General features: G+C 62.8%; 12 protein-coding genes. 8 read left to right on the forward strand and 4 right to left on the reverse strand.

All coding sequences use genetic code 11. The features are described from left to right. Positions 1-360: 360 nt before the first annotated feature. The 3 genes from ACMGT0_RS04925 to ACMGT0_RS04935 are packed head-to-tail and all read left to right on the forward strand — an operon-like array spanning position 361 to position 3,034. Entirely contained in the window at positions 361-1,800 is a 1,440-nt protein-coding gene (locus ACMGT0_RS04925) for a cytochrome ubiquinol oxidase subunit I (RefSeq protein ID WP_054063762.1), read from the forward strand. A gap of 3 nt (positions 1,801-1,803) precedes the next feature. Continuing rightward, positions 1,804-2,811 carry a cytochrome d ubiquinol oxidase subunit II gene (gene cydB / locus ACMGT0_RS04930; RefSeq protein ID WP_054059075.1) on the forward strand — a complete coding sequence of 336 codons (1,008 nt, stop codon included), beginning with the start codon at positions 1,804-1,806 and terminating at the stop codon, positions 2,809-2,811. Positions 2,812-2,866: 55 nt separating this feature from the next. Further along, a complete protein-coding gene (locus tag ACMGT0_RS04935) occupies positions 2,867-3,034 on the forward strand; it encodes a DUF2474 domain-containing protein (protein WP_081005994.1) in 168 nt (55 codons plus the stop codon). Positions 3,035-3,146: 112 nt separating this feature from the next. On the opposite strand, the gene ACMGT0_RS04940 is transcribed toward ACMGT0_RS04935, so the two are convergent. Continuing rightward, positions 3,147-4,271 carry a methyltransferase gene (locus ACMGT0_RS04940; protein WP_416771698.1) on the reverse strand — a complete coding sequence of 375 codons (1,125 nt, stop codon included), beginning with the start codon at positions 4,269-4,271 and terminating at the stop codon, positions 3,147-3,149. Between the two features lie 164 nt (positions 4,272-4,435). After that, positions 4,436-5,149, reverse strand: coding sequence for an autoinducer binding domain-containing protein (locus tag ACMGT0_RS04945; protein ID WP_239688000.1), 714 nt, complete (start codon positions 5,147-5,149; stop codon positions 4,436-4,438). Between the two features lie 386 nt (positions 5,150-5,535). Between ACMGT0_RS04945 and ACMGT0_RS04950 the strand changes: the two genes are divergently transcribed. After that, positions 5,536-6,312, forward strand: coding sequence for a ferredoxin--NADP reductase (locus ACMGT0_RS04950; protein ID WP_054059072.1), 777 nt, complete (start codon positions 5,536-5,538; stop codon positions 6,310-6,312). A gap of 43 nt (positions 6,313-6,355) precedes the next feature. On the opposite strand, the gene mscL is transcribed toward ACMGT0_RS04950, so the two are convergent. Continuing rightward, on the reverse strand, positions 6,356-6,769 hold the full coding sequence (gene mscL, locus ACMGT0_RS04955; RefSeq protein WP_054059071.1) for a large-conductance mechanosensitive channel protein MscL: 414 nt from the start codon (positions 6,767-6,769) through the stop codon (positions 6,356-6,358). A gap of 327 nt (positions 6,770-7,096) precedes the next feature. Between mscL and katB the strand changes: the two genes are divergently transcribed. The 4 genes from katB (at position 7,097) to ACMGT0_RS04975 (ending at position 11,392) form a co-directional block, all read left to right on the forward strand. Then, entirely contained in the window at positions 7,097-8,596 is a 1,500-nt protein-coding gene (katB, locus tag ACMGT0_RS04960; protein WP_204375736.1) for a catalase, read from the forward strand. An 85-nt stretch (positions 8,597-8,681) separates the two neighbouring features. After that, positions 8,682-9,233 carry an ankyrin repeat domain-containing protein gene (locus tag ACMGT0_RS04965; RefSeq protein ID WP_054059069.1) on the forward strand — a complete coding sequence of 184 codons (552 nt, stop codon included), beginning with the start codon at positions 8,682-8,684 and terminating at the stop codon, positions 9,231-9,233. Positions 9,234-9,281: 48 nt separating this feature from the next. Continuing rightward, entirely contained in the window at positions 9,282-10,649 is a 1,368-nt protein-coding gene (radA, locus tag ACMGT0_RS04970) for a DNA repair protein RadA (protein WP_054063764.1), read from the forward strand. A 20-nt stretch (positions 10,650-10,669) separates the two neighbouring features. Further along, a complete protein-coding gene (locus ACMGT0_RS04975) occupies positions 10,670-11,392 on the forward strand; it encodes a hypothetical protein (protein ID WP_054059067.1) in 723 nt (240 codons plus the stop codon). A gap of 44 nt (positions 11,393-11,436) precedes the next feature. Here ACMGT0_RS04975 and ACMGT0_RS04980 read toward each other — a convergent pair whose 3' ends face one another. After that, entirely contained in the window at positions 11,437-11,805 is a 369-nt protein-coding gene (locus tag ACMGT0_RS04980; RefSeq protein ID WP_054059066.1) for a PilZ domain-containing protein, read from the reverse strand. Between the last annotated feature and the right edge of the window lie 106 nt (positions 11,806-11,911).

Genomic DNA, 11,911 nt, shown 5'->3' on the forward strand with positions numbered 1-11,911 from the left:
TGAGCGGGATGAAAGGTGAAGATTATCATTGCGATGTAACAAAAGGTTACTGAGCTATTCATCTATTGTCTGTCCGGCCTTTTCCTGCGGCGAATTTTTGCGGATCAGTTGTCCTCTGCTCCTGAGACAACCTGTCGCGCGGCAACCGGCCACTCCACCCGTTCGTCGTAATGGGACTACTCTTTCAACGTTGGTTGATCCAGATCAATTGCCTTTTGGGCGGTGATCAGGGTCCGACTCCCTGCGTTGCGATGGGTTGAAAAAAAGAGAACGAAGCCAAATTCGCCGCACTCCATATTCGTGGGGGCAGTGGCTGGGCCTGTGGGTCGACAGCCGGTATTACCTGACAGAGGAAAGCTTATGTTCGGCTTAGAGGCACTAGATCTCGCCCGAATCCAGTTCGCATTCACCGTTTCCTTCCACATCCTGTTCCCGGCCATCACCATCGGCCTGGCGAGTTACCTGGCGGTGCTCGAAGGGCTGTGGCTGAAGACGCGCAACGACACCTACCGCGACCTTTACCATTTCTGGTCGAAGATCTTTGCCGTCAACTTCGGCATGGGGGTGGTCTCCGGGCTGGTCATGGCCTATCAGTTCGGCACCAACTGGAGCCGTTTCTCGGACTTCGCCGGTTCGATTACCGGGCCGTTGCTGACCTACGAGGTGCTCACCGCCTTCTTCCTCGAAGCCGGTTTTCTTGGCGTGATGCTGTTCGGCTGGAACAAGGTCGGCCGCGGGCTGCACTTCTTTTCCACGGTGATGGTGGCGATCGGTACGCTGATCTCGACCTTCTGGATTCTCTCGTCCAACAGCTGGATGCAGACGCCCCAGGGCTATGAAATCGTCGATGGCCGGGTCATTCCGGTGGACTGGCTGGCGGTGGTGTTCAACCCGTCGTTCCCCTATCGGCTGATGCACATGGCCACCGCCGCGTTCGTCGCGACGGCGTTCTTCGTCGGCTCCTCGGCGGCCTGGCACCTGTTGCGTGGCCGTGACAATCCGGCGATCCGGACAATGCTGTCGATGGCCATGTGGATGGCGCTGATCGTCGCGCCGATCCAGGCGGTGATCGGCGACTTCCACGGCCTCAACACCCTCAAGCACCAGCCGGTGAAAATCGCCGCGATCGAGGGCCACTGGGAAAACGTCGGCGACGAGCCGACCCCGCTGATCCTGTTCGGCTGGCCGGACATGAAGGCCGAGAAGACCCGCTTCGCCCTGGAGATTCCCTACCTGGGCAGCATGATCCTGACACACACCCTGGACAAGCAGGTGCCGGCGCTCAAGGAGTTCCCGCCCGAGGACCGGCCGAACTCGACCGTCGTGTTCTGGTCGTTCCGGGTCATGGTCGGCCTGGGTCTGCTGATGATCTTCACCGGTCTCTGGGCCTTGTGGCTGCGCAGGCGTGATCGCCTGTACGAGAACCGTGCGTTCCTCCACCTGGCCTTGTGGATGGGGCCGTCCGGCCTGATCGCGATCCTGGCCGGCTGGTTCACCACCGAAATCGGCCGCCAGCCGTGGGTGGTCTATGGCCTGTTGCGCACGGCGGATGCCTCCTCCGGGCATAGCGTCATGCAGATGAGCATCACCCTGGCGCTGTTCGTCGTGGTGTATTTCTCGCTGTTCGGTGTCGGCCTGGGCTACATGATGCGCCTGGTCCGCAAGGGGCCGAAGACCAACGAAGGCGCGGAAACCAGCCACGGTGGTCCCGGGCAGAAACGTACTCCGGCCCGTCCGCTTTCCGCTGCCGATGAAGACAGCGAAAACGGTCACGGCGACAGCCTGAACAAGGGGAACTGAGTCATGGGTATCGATCTTTCGCTGATCTGGGCCGTGATCATCATCTTCGGCATCATGATGTACGTGGTCATGGATGGTTTCGACCTGGGCATCGGCATTCTCTTTCCCTTCATCAAGGACGATCGTGACCGCGATGTCATGATGAACACCGTGGCGCCGGTCTGGGACGGCAACGAAACCTGGCTGGTGCTCGGTGGCGCGGCGCTGTTCGGCGCCTTCCCGCTGGCCTATTCGGTGGTGCTGTCGGCGTTGTACCTGCCGCTGATCTTCATGCTGATCGGGCTGATCTTCCGCGGCGTGGCGTTCGAGTTCCGCTTCAAGGCCAAGGAGCACAAGCGGCATATCTGGGACAAGGCGTTCATCGGCGGTTCGATCGCCGCGACCTTCTTCCAGGGTGTGGCGCTGGGCGCCTTCATCGACGGGATCAAGGTGGTCGACCGGCAGTTCGCCGGCGGCTCGCTGGACTGGCTGACCCCGTTCACGCTGTTCTGCGGCGTGGCGCTGGTGGTGGCCTATGCCTTGCTCGGCTGCACCTGGCTGATCATGAAGACCGAAGGCAAGCTGCAGGAGCAGATGCACGACCTGGCGCGGCCGCTGGCGTTCGTCCTGCTGGCGGTGATCGGTATCGTCAGCATCTGGACGCCGCTGAGCCATGCCGAGATCGCAGCGCGCTGGTTCACCCTGCCGAACCTGTTCTGGTTCCTGCCGGTGCCGATCCTGGTGTTGGTCACGCTGTACGGGCTGATCCGGGCGGTGGCGCGCAACGCGCACTACACGCCGTTCCTGCTGACCCTGGTGCTGATTTTCCTCGGTTACAGCGGCCTCGGTATCAGCCTGTGGCCGCACATCATCCCGCCGTCGATCTCGATCTGGGATGCCGCCGCGCCGCCGCAGAGCCAGGGTTTCATGCTGGTGGGGACGCTGTTCATCATCCCGTTCATCCTGGGCTACACCTTCTGGAGCTACTACGTGTTCCGCGGCAAGGTGACCCACGAGGATGGTTATCACTAGTACCTGTCGGCGGCGCCCGCTCGGGTGCCGCCGTTTCGATGACGAGGAAGCGGATATGCGTGGCAAGCCTTCATTGCAGGAAATCGAACAGGCCGAGAAGAAACCGCTCTGGCAGCGCCTGGGCTGGCTGGCGATGATCTGGGCGGGCAGCGTGCTGGCGCTGTTCGTGGTGGCCAGCCTGATGCGCCTGTTCATGAGCGCGGCCGGGTTGACCACCCATTGAGCCCTTCGCGGGCAAGCCCGCCCCACACTGACAGTGCGCGCCATACTCCCTGTGGGAGCGGGCTGGCCCGCGAAAAACGTCCGCCGAGAGCGGGCCGGACTCCCTCTTTCGCCTACTTGCGCGCCTTGAGCACCACGAACTTGGGCGTCGCCGCCACCTGCTCGACCCCACGGAACAACCGCGCCAGCTTGCTGTGGTAGCCCAGGTGGCGGTTGCCGACGATGTACAGTGCGCCACCGACCACCAGGGCTTCCCGGGCCTGCTGGAACATCCGCCAGGCGAGGAAGTCGCCGACCACCTGCTGCTGGTGGAAGGGCGGGTTGCACAGCACCACGTCCAGTGACTGCGGTTCCTGCCCGGCCAGGCCATCGGCGGCACGCACGGTCACTTCGCGCTCGCCCAGAATCGCCTGCCAGTTTTCCCGCGCCGACTGCACCGCCATGAACGACTCATCCACCAGCGTGTAGTGGGCCTGCGGGTTCTGCAGGGCGCTGGCGATGGCCAGTACGCCGTTGCCGCAACCCAGGTCGGCGACCCGGGCGCTGCCCAGGTTCCCTGGCAGGTGCGGGAGGAAGGCGCGCGTGCCGATATCCAGGCCTTCACGGCAGAACACGTTGGCATGGTTGAGCAACTCGATCGCCGGGCGGTCGAGCCGATAGCGTGTCGGGTAGGGCGATGGCACCCGGTCGCGGGGCTCGGGTGTCGCCACCAGCAGGCGGGCCTTTTTCACCGCCAGCGAGGCCTGCACGTTGCCGACGTAGCGCTCCAGCAGATCACCGGCGGCCCGTGGCAGGTGCTTGACCATGGCGCCGGCGACCACCTGGGCGCCGGGGGCCAGTTGGCCCTGTAGGCGAATCAGTTGTTCCTCCAGCAGGGCGAGGGTCTTGGGCACGCGGACCAGCACCCGGTCGAACGGCCCGACCAGTTGCTCGCTGGTCGGTACATGGCGGACCGCGTCGAAGGCCTTGCCATTGCGCGCCAGGTTCTTTTCCAGGCCCAGCGCGGCGAGGAACGAATCACCACTGCTGGTGAGCTGTACATGGCCTTCCAGGCTGGCGGCCAGGGCGCCGAAGCTGTCGTTGAGCACCAGCACCCGGGTGCCCGGCGAGACGCCCTGTGCGGCCAGGTGGTCGAGCAGGTATTGATCGGCCGCGTCGAATGCCTGCAGGGGTTCACCCTGCTGTTCAGGCTGGCGGATCAGGTCGAGACGGGCGAACGGACTTTCTAGCAGGGGCATGGTGCACGGGCTCTGGGGGACGGTTTGCGGCTGCCATGCACGGCTGTTCGTGCCGGGCGAGGCTGGCAACGGTATGGCAGGAGGGGGATTTTACGTGGGTTTCGAGCAGATTGCCTGTTGCGTGTGGAGGTGGCAGATCCTTCTGCCAGGAGATCGGGGTGCAATCAGTAAAGCAATCCGGATTTGGCTGCACGCAGCACTGCCGATGCCTTGTTGCTCACACCCAGCTTTCTCATGATGGTGCTCATGTGGAAACCCACGGTTCGCGTGGTCAGATTGAGAATGTTGGCTATCTCTGCGGCGGTCTTGCCTTCGGCCGTCCACTTGAGAATTTCGGTCTCCCGCGGCGACAGCGGATGGCTGTTCTGTGCCGGACGGGAACTGGCCAGTCTTTGCGCCATGAACGAGTGCAGCCAGTTGCACAGCCACAGCACATGACCTGTCTTGGAGTAGAACTCGTTGGAGGTGATGGGCTCGCAGGTTCGCGACAGGCTCAGGGTGCTGACAATCCCGCGAATGTCGTGGACCGACTGCGACCAGCCGTGGTTGAGACCATGGGCCTGCATGTCACGCCAGAGCGCCGGGGCACTTCTGAAGGCTTCAGGTCCCCACAGGATGGGGAACACCGAGTTGTGGCAGTGCGTGAGCAGGGGGTCGACGGCAATGTAGTTGTTGCGCTGATAACATGCATTCCATTCTGCGGGGTAATTATTGAAGGATGAGGTGTTGGGCTGAGTGCCTCCTAATAAGCTGCTGACCCTGAATGAAACAAAAGTGAAACGTATTTGACCTGCCAGATTGAAAACCGCATTGAAGACTGCCTGTTCTTCTTTTTCACTCATGAGCTGGTGCAGTTGATTATCCTGCCAGTTCTCCATTGAGGTACCCTTCCTAGACGCGATATTCGTTGAGTCCGACGTGCTTGGGTAGTGTAGGAAAATTCTTGTTCTGGGTGTGATTTTTTTATATGGCACTGATATTTTTATCGCCTTTCAAGGGGCGGGTTTATCGCGCAGGGCATAATATCATTTGGCCTTTTGTGGGTTTTCGTGTGTCTTGCCAAGTGTGAAAATGTGTGAGGATTAGTGGGGGTATTATTAGATTATGCTTGGTATGCTCTTGTAACTTCATGTTTTTGCTAGTGGCTATATTTTTTATTTTTTTTGTATATGTTTTTTCTGAAAACTTATACCACTACAAATCACCGGTGTTTCTGTGGCCGGCTTTGCGCGAAACTGGGGGCACATTCCCGATGGAGCGCACCATGACCGTCAGTGCCGAAAAATTCACCCGGCAGACCCTGCTCGAGGTCTGCCCCCTGACTTCCAGCCTGTTCACCCTGCGAACCACACGGGATGCTGGATTCCGCTTCCGGGCCGGTCAGTTCGCCCGCCTGGGGGTGACCAAGGCCGATGGCAGCGTGGTGTGGCGGGCCTATTCGATGGTGTCGTCGCCCCATGACGATTTTCTCGAATTCTTTTCCATCGTCGTTCCGGGAGGGGAGTTTACCAGTGAGCTGAGTCGCCTGGCCGTGGGCGACTCGCTGCTGATCGAACGCCAGGCCGTGGGCTACCTGACCCTTGACCGTTTCGTCGACGGACGCGATCTCTGGCTGCTGGCCACCGGCACCGGGGTGGCCCCGTTCCTGTCGATCCTGCAGGACTTCGAGGTCTGGGAACGCTTCGAGCGGATTCTGCTGGTCTACAGCGTACGCCAGGGGGCCGAACTGGCGTACCGTGAGCTGATTGCCGGGCTGGCCGAGCGTGACTACCTGGCCGAGCATGCGCACAAGCTGCAGTTCGTGCCCATCGTCACCCGCGAGGCGCTGCCGGGGGCACTGGCAGGGCGGATCCCGCAGTTGATCGAGAATGGCGAACTGGAGCGGGCCGCCGGGGTGACCCTGGACGCGGTGCATTCGCGGGTGATGATCTGTGGCAACCCGCAGATGATCGATGACACCCGCCAGGTGCTCAAGCAACGCGACCTGCAGCTCAGCCTGAGTCGCCGCCCGGGGCAGGTCGCGGTGGAAAACTACTGGTAGAAAAACGGCGCCCTGCAGGCGCCGTTGTTTTTTTGCCGGTTGCTCAGGGCTTGTCGTTGCGGGCCTTGAGCAGGTCGCGGATCTCGCCCAGCAGTTCTTCCTGTTTGGTCGGCACCGGTGGCGCGCTCGGCGCCACGGCCTCCTCGCGCTTGAGCCGGTTGATCACCTTGACGCCCATGAAGATGGCGAAGGCGACGATGAGGAAGTCGATACAGGTCTGGATGAACTTGCCGTAGGCCAGCACCACGGCCGGTGTATTGCCCTCGGCAGCCTTGAGGGTGATCGCCAGGTTGCTGAAATCCACCCCGCCGATCAGCAGGCCGATCGGTGGCATCACCACGTCGCCGACGAAGGACGAAACGATCTTGCCGAAGGCCGCGCCGATGATGATCCCCACGGCCATGTCGACCACATTGCCCTTGACCGCGAAGGCCTTGAACTCACTGAGCACGCCCATAGTTTATTCCCTGTTGCAGATGAGTTGAGTGAACGCAGTGTAATTCAGCCGCCGGCATCTTGCGCTATGCCGGGCCCTACACCCCCCCGTCTTAATCGACCCGCCGCCGGGCAATAAGTTTGCAAAGTGCCACCAATCGCGCGAAATACGCCTTCTGGCGTGTCTTGCCCCGTGGAATTTTTCAATCGGGGTCTTCGAGCTTTTCTATTTAGAAATCGTCGGATCGGTCTCTAGCCTCTGTTGAGCGCATCTGGATGCGCACCACAACATCAAGAGGAATTCGACATGCAGATCACTCCTGTTTCGGGAGCTATTCCCACTCGGCGCATGCTGGGTATTTTGACCGCCAGCCTGCTATCCCTTTCTGTCCAGGCCGCCACGCTGACCCGTGACAACGGTGCGGCGGTGGGCGACAACCAGAACTCGCAGACCGCCGGCGCCACCGGGCCGGTGTTGCTGCAGGACGTGCAACTGATCCAGAAACTGCAGCGCTTCGACCGTGAACGTATCCCTGAGCGGGTGGTACATGCCCGCGGTACCGGCGCCCATGGCACCTTCACCGTCACCCATGACCTGAGTGACCTGACCAAGGCCAAGGTCTTCGCCGCCGGCGAGAAGACACCGGTATTCGTGCGCTTCTCCGCGGTGGTACATGGCAACCACTCCCCGGAAACCCTCCGCGACCCACGGGGTTTCGCCACCAAGTTCTACACCGCCGATGGCAACTGGGACCTGGTGGGGAACAACTTCCCGACCTTCTTCATCCGCGATGCGATCAAGTTCCCGGACATGGTCCATGCCTTCAAGCCCGACCCGCGTACCAACCTGGACGACGATTCGCGCCGTTTCGATTTTTTCTCCCACGTGCCTGAGGCCACACGCACCCTGACCGAGCTGTATTCCGATTCCGGCACACCGGCCAGCTACCGGGAGATGGACGGCAACGGCGTGCATGCCTACAAATTGATCAATGCCAAGGGCGAGGTGCACTACGTCAAGTTCCACTGGAAAAGCCTGCAGGGCATCCGCAACCTCGATCCGAAACAGGTCGTCGAGGTGCAGGGCCGCGACTACAGCCACATGACCCATGACCTGGTCAGTCACATCAACAAGGGCGACTTTCCCAAGTGGGATCTCTATGTCCAGGTGCTGACGCCACAGGAACTGGGCAAGTTCGACTTCGATCCGCTCGATGCGACCAAGATCTGGCCCGGCGTGCCGGAGCGCAAGGTCGGGCAGATGGTGCTCGATCGCAACCCGGCCAACGTGTTCCAGGAGACCGAGCAGGTGGCCATGGCCCCGGCGAACCTGGTACCGGGGATCGAGCCGTCCGAGGATCGCCTGTTGCAGGGCCGGGTGTTTTCCTATGCCGATACGCAGATGTATCGCGTTGGTCCGAATGCGCTGCAACTGCCGATCAATGCGCCACGGGTGGCGGTGAACAACGGCAATCAGGATGGCGCGATGAACAGCGGGCACAGCAGCACCGGGGTGAACTACCAGCCGAGCCGCCTGTTACCGCGCGAGGAACCGCAGTCGGCGCGCTACAGCCAGTTGCCCCTGTCGGGCAGCACCCAGCAGGCGAAGATCCAGCGTGAGCAGAACTTCAAGCAGGCCGGGGACCTGTACCGCTCCTACAGCCAGAAGGAGAAGCAGGACCTGATCGAGAACTTCGGTGGCTCGCTGGCCGATACCGACGACGAGAGCAAGCACATCATCCTGTCGTTCCTCTACAAGGCCGATCCCGAGTACGGCACCGGCGTGACCAAGGTGGCCAAGGGCGACCTGGCACGGGTCAAGGCGCTGGCGGCGAAGCTGGTGGACTGACCTGCCGGCTTGTGGGCCGGGTCCCCTCGCGGCGCTTGCCGCGGGGGGACCCGGGACGATTGAGGTGTTATCGCGGAGTCATACGATGCGTATCCCTGTGTTGTTGTTCCTCCTGGCCTGTGCCTGCAGCGCCTCGGCCGATCAGCCGGCGGTGCCTGCCGATCCGCAAGCGCTCAAGGCGCAGATCCAGGACTACTACTTCGATGCCGCCCGCCGTGGCGACGTCCAGATGCTGCAAACTTTCATCGACGCCGGTTATCCGCTCGATACCCAGGACGCCCAGGGCTACACCGCGCTGATCCTGGCGGCCTATCACGGCCAGGGGCCGGCGGTGGAGCGCCTGCTGGCGGCCGGGGCCAATGCGTGTGTCCAGGACAAGCGCGGCAACACCGCGCTGATGGGGGCGATCTTCAAGGGGGAGGTGCGGATTGCCCGACGCCTGTTGAACAGCGACTGCAATCCCGACCAGCGCAACGCCGCCGGTCAGACGGCGGCGATGTACGCCGGGCTGTTCAAGCGCACCGCGCTGCTCGAGGCGCTGGCCGCCAAGGGGGCCGATCTTCAGGCCGAGGACCCGCTGGGCAACAGCGCGGCACGCCTGGTCGAGGGGCAAATCCGTACGCCGCCGACGCGCTGATCGGCGCTGGCTGAGCTATCATCGCGGTTTTTCCATGGGGGGAACGAGATGGCCAAGGCCAAGCGCATGTACGGCTGCACCGAGTGCGGCGCGACCTTTCCCAAATGGGCCGGCCAGTGCGGCGAGTGCGGGGCCTGGAACACCCTCACCGAAACCCTGGTGGAAAGCGGCGGCGCCGCGGCACCCAGCGGGCGTACCGGCTGGGCCGGGCAGCAGGCCCAGATCAAGACCCTGGCCGAAGTCAGCGTCGAGGAGATCCCGCGTTTCTCCACCGCCTCGGCCGAACTCGATCGCGTGCTCGGCGGCGGCCTGGTGGATGGCTCGGTGGTGCTGATCGGCGGCGACCCGGGCATCGGCAAGTCGACCATCCTGCTGCAGACCCTGTGCAATATCGCCACGCGCATGCCGGCGCTGTACGTCACCGGCGAGGAGTCGCAGCAGCAGGTGGCCATGCGCGCCCGGCGGCTGGGCCTGCCCCAGGACCAGTTGCGGGTGATGACCGAGACCTGCATCGAGAGCATCATCGCCACCGCCCGGGTGGAAAAGCCCAAGGTCATGGTGATCGACTCGATCCAGACGATTTTCACCGAACAGCTGCAATCGGCACCCGGCGGCGTGGCCCAGGTGCGCGAAAGCGCGGCGTTGCTGGTGCGTTATGCCAAGCAGAGCGGCACGGCGATCTTCCTCGTCGGTCACGTGACCAAGGAAGGCGCCCTGGCCGGGCCGCGGGTGCTGGAGCATATGGTCGACACGGTGCTGTATTTCGAGGGCGAGTCCGATGGCCGCCTGCGCCTGCTGCGGGCGGTGAAGAACCGTTTCGGCGCGGTCAACGAGCTGGGGGTGTTCGGCATGACCGACCGCGGCCTGAAGGAGGTCTCCAACCCGTCGGCGATTTTCCTCACCCGCGCCCAGGAAGAGGTGCCCGGGAGCGTGGTCATGGCCACCTGGGAAGGCACCCGGCCGATGCTGGTGGAGGTGCAGGCGCTGGTCGACGACAGCCACATGGCCAACCCGCGGCGGGTGACCCTGGGCCTGGATCAGAACCGCCTGGCGATGCTGCTGGCGGTCCTGCATCGACATGGTGGCATTCCTACCCATGACCAGGACGTGTTTCTCAACGTGGTCGGTGGCGTGAAAGTGCTGGAGACCGCGTCCGACCTGGCCTTGATGGCGGCGGTGATGTCCAGCCTGCGCAACCGGCCCTTGCCCCACGACCTGCTGGTGTTCGGCGAGGTCGGCCTGTCGGGTGAGGTGCGCCCGGTGCCCAGTGGCCAGGAGCGCCTGAAGGAAGCGGCCAAGCATGGCTTCAAGCGCGCCATCGTGCCCAAGGGCAACGCGCCGAAGGAGTCGCCACAGGGCCTGAAAATCATTGCGGTCACGCGCCTGGAGCAGGCGCTGGACGCGTTGTTCGAATAACCGGATAAGGAGTCATCGGGATGCGGATTGTCGGTACGGCAATGTGTTTGGCAGGTTGCATGCTGTGGGCCGGTTTGGCCGGTGCGGCCACGGTGCCGCCAGGTTATCGCCTGGCCCAGCAGATGCCCACGGGCGATGGCGGTGAGCTGGAGTTGCTGGAGGATGTGCGGATCACTTCGGATCTGCATCAGTCGCTCTGGGGCAATGGCAGTGCGTTTGACGAGGATGCCTTTGACGACGAGGCGCTGGCGAAGGATGTCGCCAGCCGGCCGATCGTCGAGGCCCGCCTGCGGCTGCTGTCGGCTTCCGGTGACGAGGTCGGGAGCGTGGGGCTGGCCTATCCGCTGGCGACCCTGGAAAAGGCCGCGATGGAGGGCATGCCGAGCCCGGCATTTTTCCTCACGGTCGACCAGACCGCACCGATGGGCAGCTACAGCGGCCCGGCGACCCAGGTGCTGATGCCGGCCCGGCGCAAGCTGCAGCCGATGCAGTATCAGGCGGCCGATGGCACACTCAAGCCACTATTCCTCGCCCAGACCGGCAAGGCGGCCTGGCAGGCCGACGACGCGCAGCCGGAGATTTTCCAGGTGTCGTCGTCGATGGCCGATGATGACAGTGACGATTTCGTGACCACCTACCGGACCTATCGCCTCAAGGGTGACGTCTGGCAGGTGTCGTCGCGGGAAGAGAAGGGCTACTGGGAGTCCGAAGGCGACTTCCCCCAGCGTTCGGTCTTTCCCTGACCGCATGATCCCGGGCGCCGCCGATCGCGGTGGCACCCGGGTGATCAACTCTCGAACAGGGCGTCCAGCTCCCGTTCCAGTTCCTCTTCGTCACCCAGGTTCAGTTCGACCAGGCGGCGCAGGTGCTGGATCGATTCCAGGCCGATGTGCAGGCATTTGAAGCCCAGATGGTGATGGTCCACGTGGACCAGCTCGGCATCCATTTTCACATGGGCGTTTTTCGCCAGGCGGATATCCACCAGGAAGATGCCCGCTGCGTCGTCGGGCCACTTGTCCGGCTGGTGGGCCAGCAGTCCCTTCAGGGAAAGGTCTACCAGTTGCGCCGACCAGACCGTATCTCCCTGGCTCAGGGTGGTGATGGCATCGAACGCGATACGCTTGAAACGGCGACGATTGATCGGATGGTCACTCATGTTCAGGTTCCTGTGCGGACTCTGCTGACTATAGACCCCATGCCGGGCCAGGCAAGCGGCCAGGCATGAGAAGGGCTGCTCATCCGTCGGCGCGATGTCCCGAAAA

Origin of the sequence: Pseudomonas sp. RHF3.3-3 (genome assembly GCF_048069595.1) — a bacterium.
Taxonomy (GTDB): Bacteria; Pseudomonadota; Gammaproteobacteria; order Pseudomonadales; family Pseudomonadaceae; genus Aquipseudomonas; species Aquipseudomonas fuscovaginae_B.